This is a genomic window from Nocardioides eburneiflavus (genome assembly GCF_004785795.1).
Taxonomy (GTDB): domain Bacteria; phylum Actinomycetota; class Actinomycetes; order Propionibacteriales; family Nocardioidaceae; genus Nocardioides; species Nocardioides eburneiflavus.
Genome location: NZ_SRRO01000001.1, coordinates 3163716 through 3184107, shown reverse-complemented (window position 1 = coordinate 3184107; position 20392 = coordinate 3163716). Strand labels below are relative to the sequence as shown.

Sequence of the window (20392 nt, the reverse complement as noted above, 5' to 3'; positions counted from 1 at the left end):
CGTGGGTCTGGCGCCTCATTCACAGCGGCGAAGTCTACGCACCCAGTGCCCCTTCCGGGCCGGGGTCGTCCGGCGCAAGCACGAAGTCGAAGTGGCAGCGCCACTGCACCTCCTGATCGTCCAGTCGCTCGTACTCCGTCACCAACGACTCCTTCACACCGAACACCGAGTCGGACGTGAGATAGGGGTCGCCGGCGACGAACGTGTGGGTCACGAGGCGCTGGTGGTTCGGGGCGGTGACCAGGAAGTGCACGTGCGCCGGTCGATAGGGGTGCCGGCCGAGCTGGCCGAGAAGCTGACCGACCGGGCCGTCGTCGGGGATCGGGTACGACGTCGGCTTGATGCCGCGGAACTCATATCGACCGTCCGGCCCCGTCAGGAATCGTCCCCGGTTGTTCCACCTCGGCTGCTCGTCCGGCTGCTGGACGTCGTAGAAGCCGTCGGCGTTGTCGGACCAGACGTCGACGCACGCACCGTCGACGGGCTCACCCGCGAGGTCGAGGACCCGGCCCGTGAAGAGGCAGCTCTCGCCCTTGCCGTCGAGACAGATGTCGTCACCCATCGCCCGCACCGGTGCCCCGTCGACGTGGAACGGGCCGAACACCGTGCTGTCGGTGGCACCTGGCGGTCGACGGTGGTTGACCGCATCAACCAGCATCGACAGGCCCAGCACGTCGGAGAGCAGGATGAACTCCTGGCGTTGGTCGCTGCACAGCTGCCCCGTGCGCGTCAGGAACGAGATGGCTACCTCCCACTCCGACTCCGTCAGCACCACCTCCTTCGCGAACGCGTGTAGGTGCGACACGAGGCTTCCGAAGACCTCGGCCAGTCGCTCGTCAACGTTCGGTCCATGGCGCCCCAGCACCTCGGCGACGGATTGGCCCTCGGTGAAGTAGGTCATCGTCATGCCCCCGCTTCTACGGGTCGGTTGCCGTCCCAGGCATTCTGGAGCAGCTCGCGGATCCCGTCCCGGTCGAGTGGTCTGGGTGACCAGTACGGCGCGGTGACGGCGAGGTCGGCGACGCCGTCGAGCTCGAGCTCGGTCACCCCGAGGTCTGCAAGCCGTAGTGGCGCACCGACCGAGGTCGTGAAGTCGTGCAGTGCGCCGCCGATCGGATCGCCGAAGACCTGCGCCGCCGGTGCCAGCTCTGTCCGCGCCGCGCCGGCGACGTACGCGATGGTGTGCGGCAGCATGATCGAGTGGGTCTCGGCGTGCGGCAGGTCCAGACGGCCACCGAGTGTGTGGCACAGCTTGTGATGCACCGACATGCCAACTCCTCCCAGCACCGTTCCGCACAGCCAGGCGCCGTACAACGCGGCGTCTCGAGCGTCCTGGTCGGAACCGTCCTCGAGGAGCCGTGGCAGCGCGTCGCGGAAGGACTTCAGGCCCTCGGTCGCGAGCACCGAGTAGATCGGACTGCCGTCGCGGGCGTAGAGGCCCTCGAGGGCATGGGCCATCGCGTTGAGTCCGCTGGTAACGCTCAGCGGGACCGGCAGCGTGTCGCTCAGGACGGGGTCGTAGATGACGGTCTCCGGCAGGATCTCGGGTCCGGAGCGCGTTGTCTTCACACCGTTCTCGGTCTCACCGAGGACTGCCGTCACTTCCGATCCCGCATAGGTCGTCGGCACGACGACCTGCGGCACGCCGGTCCGGGCGGCGATGGCCTTGCCAAGCCCCGTCGTCGATCCGCCGCCGAGCGACACCACTCCGTCGGCGCCTGTCCGGCGAAGGACCTCGAGCGCCTCGAGCGTCACCTCCACCGGGGTGTGCATCGTGGCGCCGGCGAACTGACCGGCCCGCAGGTTGCCCAACGATTGCGCGAGGCGAGCGCCGTCGTCGGCCTGCGGAGGGGTGGTCAGCACCAGCGCGCGTCGCACACCCAGGCGCTCGACCTCCTCGCCCACCCGACCCAGCGAGCCCCGCCCGAACAGGACGCGTGCCGGCCCGGCCGTGTGGGTGAACGCGGAAGGCCTTGATATCGACGACGTCGTCACAGCTTGAACAGCCTCACGGCGTTGTCGCGGCCGATCTTGAGGCGATCGGCCTCCGAGATGGAGGCGGCGTCGAACCAGTCGGCGGCGTGGTCGATGTTCTCGAAGGGCCAGTCCGTGGAGAACATGATGCGTTCGGAACCGAGCTCCAACAGGGCGTCGACCAGCGATTGGGTCCTGAAGTTGCCCGACGTGGTGATGTGGAAGTTCTCCGAGAAGTAGTCGACGAACCGCCGTTTGGCCGGATAGGTCTTGGGGAGGTCGACCCAGGCGTTCCGGTGATCGATCCGCCACAGCATCGCCGGGATTCCCTCACCCATGTGGCCGATGACGATCTGCAGAGACGGGTGCTCATCGAAGAGTCCGGAGGCCATGAGGCGAAGCGCGTGGACCGCAGTCTCCTGCGCGAACGCCCAGGTCGGTCCGAGCAGCCACGGGTGCCCCTCGTAGATGCGGGCGTCCTGCGGGAGCGGGTTGCGCGGGTGCAGGTAGAACGGCACGTCGAGCGCTGCGACCTCCGTCCAGAACGGTCGGTACTGCGGGAGGTCGTAGTACAGCGGGTCGTGACCGTCGCCGTGTGCCGCGTCCTGGGAGAACCCGTTGACCAACGCGCCCACGAAGCCGAGCTCATCGACGCAGCGCCGCAGCTCCTCGGCCGCAGCGTCGGGGTCCTGCAGCGGCAGGGCCGCGAAGGCGCGGAACCTGTCTGGCTGCTGCGCGCACTCCTTCGCCAGCGCGTCGTTGGCCCGCCGCGCTGTCTCGATGGCCTGGCGCCGGTCGGGGATCGCCTGGACCGCCGGAGCGTTGAGCGACAGGATCATGGTCTCGATCCCGTGCTCGTCCATCAGCTTGAGTCGACGGTCCTGGACGTCCAGTAGTCGACTCTGGAGCTCGTCCCAGTAGGTTCCTGGTACGAATCCGGCCGAGTCCTGCAGTGTCTCCGGAATCGCCCAGTGCTCCTCGAGCGCGATCTTGCCTTCCATGGGTTCTTCTCCTCGGTTCGTGGGGGTCGTTCAGACGGGGACTGCGAGCTGGCCTAGCAGCTCCTTGGTGAGTGCTGCGAGCTCGTCGGCGTCCCGAGCGAGGCCGTAGATGTAGCTGTCCGGACGCACGATGACGGCCGCGCAGCCTGTGCCGGTGAACCAGCGCGCGTACACCCCGCCCGTGTCGGACAGGTCGGCGGGCTCGAACATGCTGGTGAGGCCGAAGGTGACCTCCCGACCGCCGAGTGCCGCGAAGGCGTCACGAGTGGCTTGGGACAGCGAGTCGAGGACCGGTGCGCCGTTGGCCACCATGAGCCATCCTGTGCCGACCACGTCGTCGAGCAGGGCCGTGCGTTCCGGTGAGGAGACGAGCCCTTGGGGGAACAGGTCCCCTCCACTGGAGACGAGACCGCCGGACAACGCCGGGTAGACGAGCTTGACGGGTCTTTCGTTGGCTTGTCGGGCCGCGATCATGCGGGCGTCCCGGCGCTTGGCTTCCTCGACGTCACGCATCGTCTGCACGCGCCCCAGCTCGATCGCCTTCTCGGTGATGAACCGGACGTGTGGCTCTCGCTCCTCCTGATAGCTGTTGAGGAGCTCGTCCGAGTGGCCGGCCAGCACCATGCCCAGCTTCCAGGCCAGGTTCCGGGCGTCGCGGATGCCCGACACCATGCCTTGGGCCAGGAACGGCGGCATCTGGTGCGCGGCGTCGCCGGCCAGAAGGACCCGGCCCGTGCGCCAGCGTTCGGCGATCGCCGAGCGGAAGGTGTAATTGGCGGTGCGGACCAGATCTGCGTCCTCGGGGTGCAGGTACTCGCTGACGCGCTCCCATACCCGCTCGGCGTGGGTCGCTTCCTCGCGGCTGGTCTCCGCCTCGAGCCGGAAGGAGAACCGGTGGTAACGCGGTCCGATGTTGACGATCGCGATCGGCTCCGCCGGGTTGCACACCTGGCGGAACGTCGGCAGACCCGGCACCTCCCGCCGCAGGTGGAAGTCGCAGACCAACCAGTTCTCGAAGAATCCGTAGTCGTCGAGTCCCACTCCGAGTGCCTCGCGGACGAAGCCACTCCCCCCGTCGCAGCCGACGAGGTACCGGCCACGAACGTGTCGATCGGCACCGTCGGGGGCCGTCGCGGTGACTGCGACCCCGGTGGCGTCCTGCGTGAGTCCGACGACGCGGGTGCCGCGGTGGACACGGACGTTCGGCAGGGACTCGACCAGGTCGTGCAGCACCGTCTCGACGTGCGGCTGGTACATCATGTACTGCGACGGCCATCCGCAACGGCCCGGGTTCTCGAACTCGATGTCCATGAGCACGTCGTCGTTGCCGTTGACCCACGTGTAGCCCGGTTGCACGTTCGTGCCGGGGATCATCTTCTCGGCGACACCGAGCTTCTGGAACGTTCGCATCGTCTCGTCGTCGAACGCTGCCGCACGGGGCAGGTTGTACAGCCCCTCGTAGCGCTCGAGCACGACGACGTCGAGACCCTGCTGCCCCAACAGCGCGGCCAGGCTCATGCCGGTGGGGCCGAAACCGACGACGATGACGTCGGCGATCATTTCGTCGTCACGGCTGTGGCGGTCGGAATTCATCGGGTGCTCCTGATTCGTGTGTCCGCGGTCAGACGGGGCTGGAGGTGATGGGCTCGGCCTGGGCCGCGACCGGTCGGCGAGCCCGGATCACGGGCACGCACGCCGCGAGCACGGCGCCGACCACGGCCGGGATGGCGAAGAGATAGAAGTTCCACTTCACGTCGAGCGAGGACGTGAGGATGGCACTACCCATCGTGGGGCCGACGATGGCGCCGACACGTCCGACCGACAGTGCCCACCCGATTGCCGGGCCGCGCAGCTCGTCGGGGTACCTGGTCACGATGAAGGCGTTGGTGAGGACCTGCGAGCCGATGAAGCCGAGGCCGCTGACGAACATCGCGACGAACAGCAACGCCAGCGGCGGGCGCGAGCTCATCACGAACAGGGCCACGGCTCCGGCCGAGAACGAGAACACCACGACCCGCTTGATGCCGAGGCGACCGGCCAGCGCTCCCCCGGCCACCATGCCGACGCCGGCGCCGAACCACATCGCGCTCGTCTGGCGCAGCGAGGAACCCAATGAGTAGCCGGCCTCCTGCATGATCGTCGGCAGCCAGGTGCTGATCCCGAACACGAGGAGCAGCCCGCAGAACGAGATGGTCCAGAACAGCACCGTCGCCAGCCAGACGCCGCGTCCGAACAGCAGCCCCAGTCCGCCGAAGTCGTTGCGAGCGCTCATCGCACCCGTAGCAGGGGTGTGGGGGCTTTCGGGCAGCAGGCGGACGGCGAGGGGAAGGAGCACGACGGCAGGGAGAGCACCGATCGCGTAGATCCACCGCCACGACTGCTCGGGCAGCAGCGCGCTGGCCAGCACCGCGGAGAGCAGCGCACCGCCGGCGTACCCGGCCATCATGGCGCCCACGTTGCGACTGCGCCGATGCGACTCGGAGACGTCAGCCACGTAGGCAGTCAGGGTGGGGAGCACGATGCCGATGCCGAGGCCGACGAGCGTCCGCGCGACACCGAACAGGTCGAAGGTAGTCGCGAGGGCGCATCCGAGGGTGCCGACAGAAAAGATCCCGGCTCCGACGAACAGCAGGCGCCTGCTGCCGTACCTGCGGATGAGGATCGCGCACAGGGCGGCTCCGACGAGCATGCCCATCGCGAGCAAGGAGCCGACGTGCCCGGCGGAATCCTTTGTCACACCGAGATCCGATCCGAGCAGGGAGGGGATCGTGACGCCGTACGAGGCGAGGTCGTAGCCCTCCAGGGCTGCGAACCCTCCGGCGACGAGCAGGACCGTGCGTTCGCGGCTGCTGCCCGCTGCGGCGGCAGTAGGGGTGGTGGTCGACATGACTGGCTCTCCTGACAGAGAAGGAAGTGGCGGGGGGTGCCCGAGATGCGACGTCCATCACACGGTAGAATTCACTTATGTAGAAGTCAATGCATAATTGTGAAAACTCGAAACTGTCCAACCGAATCTCCACGCTCACGACGCTCACGACGCCCTGCCTGTAGCACGTCGCGCCCACGGTTGACGCTTGAGCTTCGCCCTGCGGGGCCGACGACGTGCACGGCGCACCTTGTGCGCCGCTCGGATGTGGCAGCAGTACGCGATCACCTCGTTGTCCGACCGCCCGCGCGGCGGCACGGAAGGACGAGGTCGTGCGAGGTGGAGCCCTCCTCGTCGGCGCGGGCACGCTCGGAAGGGTCGATCAGGTTCCCGGCAAGCGGCAGCCCCGACCACCACGACTACGGCCGCGGCAAGCTCGTGCTGGCGCCTGCGGCCGCAGCGGCAATCCCGCGCGATCGAGACTCACCCGGCGGCTACGAGATTCACGAGGCCGGCAGGGCACCGATCTGTCGCATCAGCCCGAGGAGGTCTGGCTGGCCCCGCTCGCCGACGATCCGACCGTCGGCCAGGTAGTAGAAGTTCATGGCCTGCACCGAGATCTTGCTGCCGCTCGCCGGGACCCCGAAGAACTCACCGTCATGGGTTCCCCGCATGGTGAACCGCGCGGCCACCGTGTCGCCCTCAGCGACCGCCTCTTCCAGCGTCCACTCCACGTCCGAGAAGCCGCCGCGCATCATCGCGAGGACTTCCATGTACCCGTCGGGACCCCGCAGTGGTTCCGGGTGGCTGGGTGCGTGGAACACCGCGTCCGGAGAAATGACCTCGTGGGCGAGATCCTCGTTGGCCGTGTTGATGAACTCGACGAAGCGGTTCATCACTGACTGGGTGGACTGCGACGGCATCGGGTTGCGCCTCTCCAGGGACGTGTAAGGCGGACAGCCCAATATACATCGAATCGATGTAGACATCGAATCGATGTACACGTGCGAGGATGGGCCCATGCTGGAACTCGCCATACTCGGCTTCCTGGCCGAGGCCCTCTTGCCCGGGCACGAGCTGCGCCGTCGCGTCTCACACCTGACCGGCTATACGCGGCCTGTCAGTGACGGCAGCCTGTATCCGGCGATCAATCGCCTCACCAAGGCGGGCTTGATCGAGCGACGCGCCGACCCGGGCGCGGGGGCGGCCCGGTACGTACTCAGCCTGACCGCGGCCGGCCGCGCCGAGATGCTTGAGCGCCTGCGCAACCCCGCCGACCACGAGATAACCGACTTCACCCGGTTCTACGTCGTCGTGGCATTCCTCTCCCACCTGCCCGACGTGGCCGAACAGCACGCGGTGCTGCGCAGACGGCTGGAGTTCCTGGAACAACCGGCGAGCTTCTTCTACGACAACGACCGGCCCCTGCCTGCCGAGGAGATCGCCGACCCCTACCGGCGGGGCATGCTGCTCACCGCCCGTGCCACCAGCCGCGCCGAACGGACCTGGCTGCGCGAGACCCTCGGGGAGGAACCGCCCGTGTTCGACACCGCATCGCACTAGCAACGATTTCATCCACCCGCCGCCCCCACGAACTGACTGCCCACGGAGGACCCCCGATGCTTGGTTCTTGGTACAACGACCAAGGCTCCGCGGCCGATGTCCTGCATGTCGGCGAACTTCCTGATCCCGTCCCCGGCCCCGGCGAGGTCCGCGTCCGCGTCACCGTCTCGGGAGTCAATCCCGGCGACACCAAGAAACGGCGCGGTTGGCTCGGCTCGTCCATGCCCTACCCGCGGGTGATCCCGCACAGCGACGCCGCCGGACTCATCGACGCGGTGGGCGACGGAGTCGACGCCCACCGCGTCGGAGCACGGGTCTGGGTATACGGCGCCCAGTCCTATCGTCCCTTCGGCACCGCCGCCCAGTACACGGTCGTACCCGACCATCAGGCCGCAGCCCTGCCCGCCCACCTCAGTGAGGAACTGGGCGCATGCCTCGGCATCCCCGGCATTACCGCCCACCGCACCGTCTTCGCCGACGGCCCGGTCGAGGGCCAACTGGTCCTGGTCCACGGAGTTCTCGGCGGTGTCGGCTCCATGGCCGCTCAGCTCGCTCACTGGGCCGGCGCCACGGTGATCGCCACCGTCCGCCGAACCGCGGACCTCGACCGCGTCGACCCGGCCATCGTCTCCCAGGCCTTCGCCCTGGACACCAGCGACCCGGCCGCAGCAATCCGCGCGTTCGCGCCGCGGGGCGTCGACCGGATCATCGAGGTCGCGCTGTCCGACAATGCCGACCTCGACAACGCCGTCGCCGCCCACGGGGCCGTCATCGCCGCCTACGCCACCCGCACGGACCGCACCGAGATCCCCTTCTGGCCCCTGCTGTTCAACAACGTCACCCTGCGGCTGCTCGGCAGCGACGACTTCCCACCCGAAGCGAAGCGCCAGGCCGCCCGCGACCTCATCTCCGCCGCCGCCGCCGGCGCCCTCACTGTCGCTGTCGGCGACCGCTACCCGCTCGAGGACATCGCCAAGGCCCACGACCACGTCGACACTGGCGGTGGCCACGGCCGCATCCTGGTCACCATCCCCCACTAGCACAGACTCCGAACACTGGGTCCCGTGGGCGGAGAAGGCGTTGACCATCGCGCGAATGACTCTCGCAGTCAACGGCGTTCCGCTGCGGTCGCTCGTCGTTGACGGGACTGTCCGAACAACGGTGTAAGTGGCTCGACACGCTGACCAGCTGGTTGGCGAGATGGAGTCACGATGACCGAAACACTGAGTTCTGTGAGCCCACCCGAGGATGTGGCGGTGTCACCGCCGGACGTTGCGCAGGAAGGTGACCCTGGCTTCGAGGGGTCTGCTCAGCCATCTGCTGAGGAGCTCGAGATCGCCCGCGAGCTGGTCCGCACGGCGCGGTCTCGTGGGGTCGCGTTGACCGGCCCGGATGGCATGTTGAAGGCCCTGACCAAGACCGTGATCGAGACGGCGCTGGACGAGGAGATGTCTGAGCACCTGGGCTATGGCAAGCACGAGGCCGCCGGCCGCAACAGCGGGAACTCCCGCAACGGGGTTCGGACCAAGACGGTGCTGACCGACAACGTCGGACCGATCAAGATCACCGTCCCGCGTGATCGCGATGGCACCTTCAGCCCGGTGATCGTGGCCAAGCGCCAACGACGCCTCGGTGATGTCGACACGATCGTGTTGTCGCTGGCAGCCAAGGGCCTCACGACCGGTGAGATCAGCGCTCACTTCGCCGAGATCTACGGGGCCTCGCTGTCGAAGGACACAATCTCGAGGATCACCGACAAGGTCGTGGCCGAGATGGCCGAGTGGACCTCGCGGCCCCTGGAGAAGGTCTATGCCGCGGTGTTCATCGACGCGATCTACGTCAAGATCCGCGACGGCCAGGTCGGGAACCGTCCGATCTACGCCGCGATCGGTGTCGACCTCGCCGGCCACAAGGACATCCTCGGCATCTGGGCCGGCACCGGTGGCGGGGAGTCAGCGAAGTTCTGGCTTCAGGTCCTGACCGAGCTGAAGAACCGCGGCGTGGAGGACATCTTCTTCGTCATCTGCGACGGCCTCAAGGGCCTGCCCGACTCCGTCGGAGCGGTGTACGGCCAAGCCGTTGTGCAGACGTGCGTGATCCACCTGATCCGCAACACCTTCCGCTACGCCTCGAAGAAGTACTGGGGACAGATCGCCACCGATCTGAAGCCGATCTACGGTGCCCCGACCCGGGAGGCGGCCTGGCGGGCGTTCGAGGAGTTCGACGAGAAGTGGGGCAAGCCCTACCCCGCGATCAGTGGCCTGTGGCGATCGGCGTGGGAGCAGTTCACCCCGTTCCTCGACTACGACGCCGAGATCCGCAAGGTGCTGTGCTCGACCAACGCGATCGAGTCGTTGAACGCCCGCTACCGTCGCGCGGTCACGGTGCGGGGCCACTTCCCGACCGAGCAGGCAGCGATGAAGTGCCTCTACATGGTCACCAGGTCGCTGGACCCCAAGGGCACCGGTCAGACACGATGGACGATGAGGTGGAAGCCAGCACTCAACGCCTTCGCCATCACCTTCGCCGATCGGATGCCGGCCCCGGAGAACCTCTAACAATGGAACCGCTGCTTACACCGTTAGTCGGACAGACCCTCGTTGACTGCAGAGAATGCCTCTGACCTGCGGATACCTTTGCATTGGGCCTTCGGGTGTTCACCGAGACTCTTGGCGTCGAATTCGGCGCTGGCGAGGGCAGATTGAGGGCAGATGAAGTGGCGGACGTCCTGCTTGGGTCGAGGCCGAGGGGATAGCCGTCGGCGGGAGGAAGGTGCGCCGGACCACTCAGGTTCCGCACCTACCCCGTGACCGTCGACAAAGAAACAGAAGGGTCTGGAGCCGAAGCTCCGCCTCGCGCAGGTTCCGAGTAGACGTCGAAGCTGAGCGTCGGAGCCTCCGCCTCGACCCTGCTGGCCTCTGGGGTCGCCTCGGAGAGTGCCGCCATGATCCCGTTGTGCCGCTCCTCCAGCACGCTCGCGATCTCGGGGTGCGAGAGTATGTACAGACGGTTGTTCCGAATCCCGTCTACGACGTAAGCGCCTGCCTCGAGTGGGTCCATCCCGGTTGCTGGCTCGGGTTCGGCCTCGGCGATGGGTTCACCCACGAACCCGGGGGCGTGGAGCGCGTGCTCCCGAATGTTGGTCCGCACGAAATGCGGGCAGAAGACTGAGACTCCGATCGAGTCAGCCGCAACCTCGGCCCGTAGGGCCTCCATCATCCCGACCACGGCCATCTTGGTGGTGGTGTAGATGCCGCCGACGGAAGCCGCGAAAAGCCCGCCAGCCGAGGAGGTGGCCATGATGTGCTTCTCGCCGTCGCGACGCCGCATGCGCGGAACGAAGGTGTGCAATCCGTTGACGATGCCCATCACGTTGCTCGCCAACGCCCACTCCCATTGCGAGGGAGTCGACTCGACGATCGAGCCCAGAAACCCCCGGCCCGCGTTGTTGCAGAGGATGTCGACCTTGCCGAACTCGGCTTCAGCATCGTCCGCTGCCGCCTCGAAGGCGTCGCGGTCGGTAATGTCGAAGCAGGCAGTCCGCGCCCGTGCGCCCAACAGCGCGATCTCGGCAGCGGCCGCGTCAAGTCGCTCGGGCTTCGTTCCAGTGATGGTGACCGCGACACCGTTCTGCGCCAACGCCTTGGCGATGCCCAACCCGATGCCACTGGCGCCACCCGTGACGAACGCAGTGCGGCCAACAAGTGTCTCCATGTCTCACTCCTGCTTTTGGGTGCCGGCCGCGCACGCTTCGAAGATCCTGTGACGCCTTGACAGTGCTGGCCAGGCAGTGGTCAGCGACTCGACGCCGGGGTGCGAAGGTATTGCAGACCGCTCGGTCAGTAAACCCTTCGGACGGCAGCAGGCTCAGTAGCGACTGAGATCAGGACAAGTCCAGCGACCTGGTCGACACCTCGCACAGACTGTCCCCCACGCCTTGCGCTACCCGTGTCGAGCGGGCTCAGACTCGTCGAAGAACAGCAGTGTCCGGGTGCTGGTGACCCCTTCGATGGCCTGGACCTCGTCGAGCACGACCCGGCGGAGGTCGGCGTTGTCACGTGCCCTCACCAGGAGCACGACGTCGAACTCTCCTCCCACCAGCGCAACGTGCACCACCCCCGGCACCTGGAGCAGCCGCTGCTGAACGGTGCGCCACTCCGTCTGGTGGAGGTTCAACGTCACGTAGGCCGAAGTCCTGAGCCCCACGGCTTCGGGGCTCACCTCGGCCCGGAACCCCAGAATGACGCCGGAGGATCGGAGCCGCTCCACCCGCGCGTACGCGTTGGCTCGAGATATGTGCACACGCTCGGCCAGAGCACGGATGGAGATGCGGCCGTCGACGGCCAGGACGTCGAGGATCTGTCGATCTACACCGTCCACGTCCTCTGCCATTTGCCTCTCCCAGCACCGCGGTCGACACTCATCCGAAGACACATTGCGCGATACGGCCCGCCTTCTGCAAACATAGTCTCGAACTTCCGCCAACTGTGGAGTTCAAATGGTGCATTTGCGAGCATGCCCGCATGAAAAGTGTCATCGACGATCTTCTGCCGACGGACGAGCCGCTGGCCTGCATCTCGGCTGATGGCACCGCTGTTCTCGATTCGCAGATCGACCGTCCGAACGACAGCGCCCTGCTTGCCGGCTACGCCGCACTGGTTCGCGCGAGGCGCTTGAACGATCAGGCCTACGCGCTCGTACGACAGGGTCGCCTGGCCGTCTATCCGTCCTCCCACGGACAGGAGGCCTGCCAGGTCGCCGCAGCCCTCGCACTCGACGACGAAGACTGGCTCTTCCCGACCTACCGCGACACGGCGGCTGTCGTGGCTCGCGGCGTCGACCCAGTTGAGGTCTTCGTCTTGTTGAAAGGTGACTGGCACTCGGGGTACGACCCGAGACGACACCGGGTCGCGCCCGCGACGACGCCGTTGGCGACCCAGCTGCTGCACGCGGTGGGTTTGGCACACGCCGCACAGCTGCGCGGCGAGAAGACAGTTGCGATGGCGTTGTGCGGTGACGGGGCAACGAGCGAGGGCGACTTCCACGAGGCGCTCAACTTCGCGGCCGTCTTCAAAACGCCCGTCGTCTTCTTCGTCCAGAACAACGAGTACGCCATCTCGGTGCCGCTCGCACGCCAATCGGTGGCGCCCTCACTCGCCCACAAGGGCATCGGCTACGGGATCCCCGGTCAGCGCGTTGACGGCAACGATCTGGCCGCGGTCCTGAGCGTTCTCAGCAGTGCTGTCGCGAAGGCGCGTGCGGGCGGTGGCCCGCAGTTGGTCGAGGCGCACACGTACCGGATGCAGGCCCACACCAACGCCGACGACGCCACCCGCTACAGGCAGGACGCAGACGTGGAGGCGTGGTTGACCCGCGACCCCCTCACCAGGATCGAGACCTTTCTGCGTGCCGAGGGGCTTCTGGACGACGAGCTCGCGGCCTCCATCACCGCCGAAGCCGAGGAGATGGCCGGCCACATCCGAGGTGGCCTGAACACCGACGTGCCACCCGACTACCGGCACTTGTTCGACCACGTCTACGCCCAGCCCACCGCCCAGCTCCAGGAACAGTCGGCCGTCGTCGCGGACGAGCTGGAACGCGACACCACCGACCCCGAGGCAGACCTGTGACCACCGCCGAGAACACCAAGCTCACCATGGCGCAGGCCCTCAACCAGGCCCTGCGCGACGCCATGACCGACGACGACTCCGTCCTGGTCTTCGGTGAGGACGTCGGCCCCCTGGGCGGGGTGTTCCGCGTCACCGACGGTCTGAACGCCGAGTTCGGCGACAAGCGCTGCTTTGACACACCACTGGCGGAGTCAGGGATCGTGGGCCTGGCGGTCGGGTTGGCGATGCATGGGATGAGGCCCGTCGTCGAGATGCAGTTCGATGCGTTCGCCTACCCCGCGTTCGAGCAGGTCGTCAGTCACGTGGCCAAGCTGCGCAACCGAACACGAGGCGCCCTCTCAGCGCCCATGGTCATCCGCGTGCCGTTCGCCGGGGGCATCGGTGGGGTGGAGCACCACTGCGACTCCTCCGAGGCCTACTACGCACACACCCCCGGCCTGCATGTCGTCACCCCCGCCACCGTGGCGGACGCATACGGACTCCTCCGGGCCGCCATCGCCTCTCCGGACCCCGTGGTCTTCCTCGAGCCCAAGAAGCTGTACTGGTCGAAGGAAGAAGTCGACCTCACCCGTCCCGTGCCGCCCATCGGCAGAGCACAGGTGCTTCGGGAGGGCAGCGACGCCACCCTCATCGCATATGGACCTGCGGTTCCGCCCGCTCTCGAGGCGGCCGAGATCGCTGCACAGGACGGACGCAGCCTCCAGGTCATTGACGTGCGATCGATCGTCCCCTTCGACGACGAGACCGTCTGCAAGGCCGTCCGATCGACCGGTCGGGCCGTGGTTGTCGCCGAGGCGACCGGGTTCGCCAGCGTCGCCTCCGAGATCGTGGCGCGCGTCACCGAGCGATGCTTCCACCACCTCGCAGCACCAGTTCGCAGAGTGGTCGGGTTCGACATCCCCTACCCGCCGCCCAAGCTCGAGCACTTCCAGCTGCCCAGCGTCGACCGCATCCTGGACGCCGTCGAGGATCTCCAGTGGGAGGACTCGTGACGTCGACATCGGCACTCACGGACACTCGGACCTTCAACCTCCCAGATCTCGGCGAGGGACTGACCGAGGCCGACGTCGTGCGCTGGATGGTCCACGTCGGCGACGTCATCGCCGTGGATCAGCCGATGCTCGAAGTTGAGACTGCCAAGTCCATCGTCGAGGTCCCTTCGCCCTTCGCAGGACGCGTGCTCGCCTTGCACGCCCGGGAGGGCGAGACCGTCCAGGTCGGACATGCGCTGGTCAGCGTCACCCCCACAGCCTCGGACCCTGAACCGAGCGACCGGACCGAGCAGGCCGACGCTGCCGCACAGACCTACCGCAACGAGGAACGAGCTGGCTCCGGAAACGTGCTCATCGGATACGGGACGTCCGACCCTGCGTCCGGCGGCCGTCGGCGCCGACGCAATGCCGTCCTCGGAGCACCCGGGCGCACCACGGCCCTCGCGCAGGACACCCCCAAGACCGAGGCCACAGACCACACCGCCGCCAGCATCGTGCCCACGCGACACGCCGTCCCCCGGGTCATCTCGCCGCTGGTCCGCAACCTCGCACGCGAGCACGGAATCGACCTCCACACCCTGACCGGCACAGGGCGTGGTGGGCTCATCACCAGGTCGGACGTCGAGAGGGCGCACCCCGACCGACATGCGGCTGAAGCCACTGCCTCCACGACCTCGAAGCCTGTCGAGGTCTCCGGCGAGACTCGAATCCCGCTGACCGCGTTCCGCAAGGCCGTCTCGGCCGCGCTGACCCGCTCTCGCACTGAGATCCCGGAGGCAACTGTCTGGGTGGACGTCGACGCAACCCCCCTCTGGGAGCTGCGCGAGAACCAACGCTCAGCGAACGACGGCGGTCCCGGCATCCTCGCCTACTTGGCTCGCTTCACCGTGGCAGCCCTGCGCCAGTACCCGGTGCTCAACGCCCGCATCGACACCACGACGAACGAGATCGTCCAGCTGCGGTCGATCAACCTCGGATTCGCCGTCCAGAGCGAGCGCGGTCTGGTCGTCCCATCGGTCGCGGCTGCGGAGCGCCTCACCACCACCGAGCTGGACAGCGAGATCCGGGCTCTCACGGCCCGCGCCCGTGACGGCCGATGCTCTCCCGAAGAGCTGGCCGCCGGGACCTTCACCCTCAACAACTACGGCAGCTTCCGAGTCGACGGGAGCGCGGCCATCATCAACCATCCGCAGGTTGCCATCCTCGGTTTCGGCCGCATCATCGAGAGACCCTGGGTGGTGAACGGCGACATCGTGGCGCGCCGCATCACTCAGATGTCATTCGCGTTCGATCATCGCGTCTGCGACGGCGGCACCGCATCCGGCTTCATGCGTGCAGTCGCCGACGCAATTGAGAACCCGGCGTTCGCAATCTCGAGGCTGTGATGTCGACCCCCATTCCCAGCCGGCGAGGCGATCGCGCGCCTGGTCGCAAGTTGCCCCGATCCGCTCCTACTCGACATTGCGATGGTTCGCTCGGAGACGCAACCGCGCAGTTCACCGGGCTCGACGGTGCGCCGACACGTACGGGCGTCTGGACCTCTGGTCAACAACGCTGGAATCGGGATCCCTGTCCGGCATGCGGACCTGCAGGCGGTCACCGCTGACTTCTTCACTCGCATGCTGGAGGTGAACCTCCTCGGCCCGTGGCACCTGACCCAGGCCAGCGAGGCCATGCTGAAGACAAGCGGGGCCTGGTGATCAACGTGAGCTCAGTGGCTGGCTCGACGGTCTCCGGCTCGAGCATCCCTTACGCCGTGAGAAAGGCCGGTCTCGAGCACATGACCCGGTGCCTCGCGGTGGCGATGGGTCCAGAGGTGAGGGTCAACGCGATCGCACCGGGCTACATCGAGACCGAGCGGACTCGCGAGTGGGCCGTTCGGGACCAGGTGGTCCAGCACGCCGCGCGCCTCGGCATGCCGTCGGATCTCGCTACCGCGTTTCTGACGCTCATCGACGCCACTACACCGTCGGGGCTGTCCTGCCGGTCGACGGCGGGCTCGGGCTCGTATGAGCAAGGTGACCGACTGTGTCGCCGACGAGCAACACCGAGCCCAGGTGGAAGAACTCGACGGCGGGCGCTGGGCCGCGAAGGTGCTGGTCTGGGACGGCTCCGGGCTTCCACCTGACGGCATCGAGCAGACTGAGGTGCTGTTGACGCCATACCGTCTCGAGCCGATGAACCCGGCGGAGCTGGCAGCGATGCCCGCCCTGGACGTCGTCCAGCTCATGTCGGCCGGCTTCGAGACGTGGGAGCACGTCGTCCCGGCGGACGTGGCGCTGTGTGCCGGCCGGGGGCTTCACGGTTCCTCGACCGCCGAGGTGGCTGTCGCCGGCATACTCACGCTGCTCCACCAACACCCCACTCTGCTGCGTCAGCAATGGGACGGGATCTGGCAGGCTCAGCACCGCTCGAGTCTCGAGGGCAGCGCAGCATTCGTCATCGGGCCGGGCGACATCGGTCGCAAGATCGCCACCGTGCTCGAGGTGTTCGGCGCGACCGTGACCCTGGTCGGACGCCGAGCTGCAGCTGCTGTCGTCGCATTCGAGAAGCTGAGCGAGCTGCTCGCCTACCAGGACGTCATAGTGCTCGCCGCTCCGCTCACCGAGGCAACGCGTGGACTCGTCGACGCTGAGTTCTTGGCGAAGCTGGGCGATGGCGCCATCGTCGTGAACATCTCTCGTGGCCCGGTGATCGACACCGACGCGCTCGCCGACGCGTTGGGGGGAGCTCGGATACGAGCAGTGCTGGACGTGACGGACCCGGAGCTGCTCCCAGCGGGCCACCGCCTGTGGTCCCTACCGGGCCAAATCCTCACGCCTCACGTGAGGGGTGCCTCCGATGGCTGGGACAGGAGGGCCGACGAGCTGCTGATCAGGCAGCTCGAGCGCCGGGCGACCGGCCAGCCCCTGCTGTACCGCGTGCACTGACGGAGTCGAAGCAGAGCGGGCAAGGCTGAACCCGGACTGTCGCGCCGAGCGTCGTACAGCTGCACCACACCCACGTCATCCGTGCATTCATGGCGGACAGCAGGCCAGGGCAGGATTCTCGAGGGTGACCCTTTGGACTGTGAGTCTGCAAGGACGCGATACCAGCCGACGATGCCACTCCGCTGACCGAGGCAACGCGCGGCTACGTCCAGCGACATCGTCGACCGCCCCGTCGGCCATCCAGACACCGCGCCGCTCCCGTAGACCGCGCGGGGCTGTGGCCGACCCTGACCGTCGCCCCCGCTGGCCGTGAGCGCATGACATCGCCGTCAGAGCGGAAACATCATCTCGCCGGAGAGATAGGACACCTGGAACGCCACCTCGGTCAGCCGCCAGCCGTCGGCGGTACGGCGGAGCCGGCAGTTGTTACAGCCGGCCCCATCCGCATGCCGGGTCGGATCAGCTGCATCGAAGATGTGGGCGGCGATCAGATATGCCCTTGCGGTCGCCGCATCGCCCTCCACGCTGATCGCGTAGTTGGTGGTGAGGTGGTGGGTGCCGGCGTAGCGGCTGAGGCTCGCAGCCGCGAAGTCAGCCATACCGGTCCGACCTTCGTGGCCGGCCCCGCCCGGAAAGCTCAGAACTCCGTCGTCCACATAGTGGTTCGCGTAACCCTCCCAGTCCTTCTCGTCGAGTGCGCGTGCGAAGTCGACGAGAAGGTCACTGATCGCTGCTCGATCGACGAGCCACTGGATCTGTTGTGTCGGGTCGGTCGGTGGTTGGGAGACGGGCATCGGCGTTCGCTTCCTTGAGGATTGGATGGGCACCTTCATGGCTGGCGCGGCCCGGTGGCGGGCAAGCCTGGTGAGACGCGAGGCCAGCTGGCAATGTGTTGGTGGCAATGCCCTGTCGCCCTGCGGTGCCCGACTCACCGAGCGCGGTTCAGGAGATCTCAGCGAACGTGTCCTCGACCCAGTCGGCGATGTAGGCGTTGATGTGCGGCATGTGGTCGAGGCCGACGTGCTCGGCCGCGCCCTCCTCGACGGTGAAGATCCGCAGCTCTCGCTTCGGACTGTTGACGGCTTGGTCATAGGACTGGTGCGCGTAGTCGACTGAAATCTGCCGGTCGTTCTCGCCGTGCGTGATCAGGAACGGGACGGTGATCTTCTCGACGACGCCGTTGAGGTTGACGCCCTCGGCGTACTGGATGAAGGTGTCGACGTCGTCGAAACCCCATGTCCACAGGACGTGCTCCCAGTAGTGCGGTACCGGGTTCTCGCCCTCACGCTGCAGCCGCTTCTTCTGGACCTCTCCCCAGTTGTGGTTGGCGCCCCAGATGGCGAGCAGCTTGAACCGCTTCTCGAACGCGGCCGCGCGCGGGCAGTAGTAGCCGCCGAGCGACCAGCCCACCAGGCCGATCCGATCGCTGTCGACGTCCGAGCGGGACTCGAGCCAGTCGACCTGAGCCGCGGCCCAGTCCTCGGACTCGATACGGGAGGTGAGGTCTTGGAAGCGCAGCGCCTCGCCCGAGCCCGGGTTGTCGACCATGAGCACCGAGATGCCGCGCTCGCGCATCTCCTGCGGCCAGCCCGACGTGTACATCTGCTCCTTGGTGGAGTCCAGGCCGTTCCACATCACGATGCACGGCACCGGCTCGCCGTTCTTGGACGCATTCGAGAAGTACGCCGGCAGCGTGGTGCCCTCGAACGGGACCTCCACCCGCGTCGTCGCCGGGTCGGCGATCTCGAAGACCTTGGCGAAGGCGTCCAGCGCCTGCTGGTAGAACTCGCGACGCCCCGGGTCCGAGTTCCCCATCATCCGCTCCGCATGCGAGACGTACAGCCCGGACCGATACCACTGCTGCCCCGCGGTCCGCAGGTGACCCGCGGCCTCAGAGGCACGTGCCTGCTCTGCGACCTCGTCTGCGACGGCCTTCCAGCCCTGCATGAACAGCTTGCTGCCGGAGTCGACGTCCTGCGCCGCGCGAGCCGGCCGGCACGCGCGGTCGACCTCGTCGATGGCGCCACCACAGTTCAGCGTCCCGCAGACGCTGAGGTTCCAGATGTACCTGGGCCCGCTGAAGTACTCAAACATTCAGTGCACCTCCGGGTGCGGCATCGTCGTGGTTCGGGACTCTCCTGCACTACTTGCTCGTCCGCAGATCGCCCCCTCCGCGGAGGCAATCGGCCCTGGACCGGGGCTCACATTGGCGATGGGGTCCAGAGACCGACGTCGTCCCGCGTCTTGAGCATGATGGGGAGCATGACCTCCGTCATGGCGCCGCCGGTCCCCCACTGGTCCTGGGTGTCTGGTGAGGCGGGATCGTAGACCGACGGCTCCCACGTGTCCTCGTCGACGATCTCCAGCTCGGTGGTGTACTCGATGATGTTGTCGAACGGGTCGAGGAAGTAGGAGAAGGTGTTGTCCCCGGCGCCGTGCCGCCCCGGCCCCCACAGCGGTCGGTGGCCATGGCGGATCATCCGACCGGTGCCGCGCATGTACTCGTCGATGCCGCGCATCTCGAACGAGATGTGGTTCAGCGAGTGGCTCGGAGCCTGGGAGATGGCCAGGATGTGGTGCTGGGGGCCGGACCGCATGAAGCACATGAAGTCGCCCAGCCAGTCGGACAGCCGGAACCCGAGAACGTCCTCGTAGAAGGCCTTCGTCGCATGCACGTTCGTGGTGTTGATGACGACGTGGCTGAGCTTCTGAGGAATGGACTCCTTCGCCTCCAGCTGGCGATACGGCCGCAGTTCGACATCGGCCGACACCTCGATGAGCCGGCCGTCGGGATCGAAGAAGCGCAGCCCGTAGCCACCGCCCGGAGTGCTCAACTTGTCCGGGTCGCGATCGATCTTGATCTGCCTGTCGATCAGTCGCTCGGCCAGGAGATCCACGTCGGTGGGCGAATCGGCGGCGAAAGCGATCAGGTCGAGCCGCTTCTGCCGGTCCTCACGGACCCGGAGGATGTAGTGCTCTGGATCGGCTGGCGTCCCGAAGAACGTCACCCCGCTGTCCTGCGCGACCGGTGTGAGACCCCAGACGTTCTGGTAGAAGTCCACGGCCTGTCGATAGCTGGGGACCGCAATTCCGACATGGCGCAAATGGGTAATGGGCCGGAAAGCCAGGGACATGGAAGAAGCTCCTCACACAGGGACCGAACGAAGCGCCGGCAATTCATAACGTAGGGCCGAACCTCACATCTTCACCAACAATGAATCTTGATGTCAGCGCATCGATTTCGTCGATTGTTCGCCCAGGTGGTCGAGACATATCCGCGCCCACCCACTCGATCTCCGTCCGCGCCTCACCGGCCCCACGACCCGAAGCCATGCGGCCGATTTGAGCCGCCCCCAGACCGATCTCGCTGGACAGACGCGGACGGCCACACCCTCGATCCACCTCATCAATGAGTCCGCCAACCGTAAGGCGCGTC

Annotated in this window: 19 protein-coding genes; 8 read left to right on the top strand and 11 right to left on the bottom strand. The window is 67.0% G+C overall.

Annotated features, from left to right (window positions below):
• Positions 1-34: 34 nt before the first annotated feature.
• From EXE59_RS15010 to EXE59_RS14985, 6 genes are all read right to left on the bottom strand, one after another.
• A complete protein-coding gene (locus tag EXE59_RS15010) occupies positions 35-907 on the bottom strand; it encodes a dioxygenase family protein (protein WP_135839625.1) in 873 nt (290 codons plus the stop codon).
• A complete protein-coding gene (locus EXE59_RS15005) occupies positions 904-1995 on the bottom strand; it encodes a maleylacetate reductase (RefSeq protein ID WP_281280320.1) in 1092 nt (363 codons plus the stop codon). Before EXE59_RS15005 ends, EXE59_RS15010 begins: the two co-directional genes overlap by 4 nt.
• A complete protein-coding gene (gene tsdA, locus EXE59_RS15000; RefSeq protein WP_135839624.1) occupies positions 1992-2975 on the bottom strand; it encodes a gamma-resorcylate decarboxylase in 984 nt (327 codons plus the stop codon). Before tsdA ends, EXE59_RS15005 begins: the two co-directional genes overlap by 4 nt.
• A gap of 30 nt (positions 2976-3005) precedes the next feature.
• Entirely contained in the window at positions 3006-4568 is a 1563-nt protein-coding gene (gene mhpA / locus EXE59_RS14995; RefSeq protein ID WP_135839623.1) for a bifunctional 3-(3-hydroxy-phenyl)propionate/3-hydroxycinnamic acid hydroxylase MhpA, read from the bottom strand.
• Between the two features lie 28 nt (positions 4569-4596).
• Positions 4597-5862 (bottom strand): MFS transporter, encoded by a 1266-nt coding sequence (locus EXE59_RS14990; RefSeq protein WP_135839622.1) that lies wholly within the window; start codon positions 5860-5862, stop codon positions 4597-4599.
• A 482-nt stretch (positions 5863-6344) separates the two neighbouring features.
• Complete coding sequence (locus tag EXE59_RS14985) at positions 6345-6764, bottom strand: ester cyclase (protein WP_135839621.1); 420 nt, start codon at positions 6762-6764, stop codon at positions 6345-6347.
• A 97-nt stretch (positions 6765-6861) separates the two neighbouring features.
• Between EXE59_RS14985 and EXE59_RS14980 the strand changes: the two genes are divergently transcribed.
• The 3 genes from EXE59_RS14980 to EXE59_RS14970 all read left to right on the top strand — a co-directional run bounded on the left by EXE59_RS14980 (position 6862) and on the right by EXE59_RS14970 (position 9962).
• A complete protein-coding gene (locus EXE59_RS14980) occupies positions 6862-7404 on the top strand; it encodes a PadR family transcriptional regulator (RefSeq protein WP_135839620.1) in 543 nt (180 codons plus the stop codon).
• Positions 7405-7460: 56 nt separating this feature from the next.
• On the top strand, positions 7461-8444 hold the full coding sequence (locus EXE59_RS14975; protein ID WP_135839619.1) for an NADPH:quinone reductase: 984 nt from the start codon (positions 7461-7463) through the stop codon (positions 8442-8444).
• Between the two features lie 171 nt (positions 8445-8615).
• Positions 8616-9962, top strand: coding sequence for an IS256 family transposase (locus EXE59_RS14970; RefSeq protein ID WP_425464498.1), 1347 nt, complete (start codon positions 8616-8618; stop codon positions 9960-9962).
• Between the two features lie 241 nt (positions 9963-10203).
• Here the strand turns inward: EXE59_RS14970 and EXE59_RS14965 are convergent, their stop codons facing one another.
• A complete protein-coding gene (locus EXE59_RS14965) occupies positions 10204-11118 on the bottom strand; it encodes an SDR family NAD(P)-dependent oxidoreductase (protein ID WP_135839618.1) in 915 nt (304 codons plus the stop codon).
• Between the two features lie 228 nt (positions 11119-11346).
• On the bottom strand, positions 11347-11796 hold the full coding sequence (locus tag EXE59_RS14960) for an Lrp/AsnC family transcriptional regulator (protein WP_135839617.1): 450 nt from the start codon (positions 11794-11796) through the stop codon (positions 11347-11349).
• A gap of 131 nt (positions 11797-11927) precedes the next feature.
• On the opposite strand from EXE59_RS14960, the gene pdhA reads away from it, so the two are divergent.
• From pdhA to EXE59_RS14935, 5 genes are all read left to right on the top strand, one after another.
• Positions 11928-13034 carry a pyruvate dehydrogenase (acetyl-transferring) E1 component subunit alpha gene (gene pdhA, locus EXE59_RS14955; protein WP_135839616.1) on the top strand — a complete coding sequence of 369 codons (1107 nt, stop codon included), beginning with the start codon at positions 11928-11930 and terminating at the stop codon, positions 13032-13034.
• 26 nt (positions 13035-13060) lie between these two features.
• A complete protein-coding gene (locus EXE59_RS14950; RefSeq protein ID WP_135841321.1) occupies positions 13061-14026 on the top strand; it encodes an alpha-ketoacid dehydrogenase subunit beta in 966 nt (321 codons plus the stop codon).
• Positions 14023-15411, top strand: a complete 1389-nt coding sequence (locus EXE59_RS14945; protein WP_246056811.1) for a dihydrolipoamide acetyltransferase family protein — start codon at positions 14023-14025, stop codon at positions 15409-15411. The genes EXE59_RS14950 and EXE59_RS14945 overlap by 4 nt, the downstream gene beginning before the upstream one ends.
• A gap of 260 nt (positions 15412-15671) precedes the next feature.
• On the top strand, positions 15672-16154 hold the full coding sequence (locus EXE59_RS25120; protein ID WP_135839615.1) for an SDR family oxidoreductase: 483 nt from the start codon (positions 15672-15674) through the stop codon (positions 16152-16154).
• Positions 16036-16956, top strand: a complete 921-nt coding sequence (locus EXE59_RS14935; RefSeq protein WP_135839614.1) for an NAD(P)-dependent oxidoreductase — start codon at positions 16036-16038, stop codon at positions 16954-16956. Before EXE59_RS25120 ends, EXE59_RS14935 begins: the two co-directional genes overlap by 119 nt.
• A 329-nt stretch (positions 16957-17285) precedes the next feature.
• On the opposite strand, the gene EXE59_RS14930 is transcribed toward EXE59_RS14935, so the two are convergent.
• The 3 genes from EXE59_RS14930 to EXE59_RS14920 form a co-directional block, all read right to left on the bottom strand.
• Positions 17286-17750, bottom strand: coding sequence for a nuclear transport factor 2 family protein (locus EXE59_RS14930; RefSeq protein WP_168218535.1), 465 nt, complete (start codon positions 17748-17750; stop codon positions 17286-17288).
• Between the two features lie 148 nt (positions 17751-17898).
• Positions 17899-19050, bottom strand: coding sequence for an alpha/beta hydrolase family protein (locus EXE59_RS14925; protein WP_135839612.1), 1152 nt, complete (start codon positions 19048-19050; stop codon positions 17899-17901).
• Between the two features lie 107 nt (positions 19051-19157).
• Positions 19158-20090, bottom strand: a complete 933-nt coding sequence (locus EXE59_RS14920; protein WP_135839611.1) for a VOC family protein — start codon at positions 20088-20090, stop codon at positions 19158-19160.
• Positions 20091-20392 lie beyond the last annotated feature (302 nt).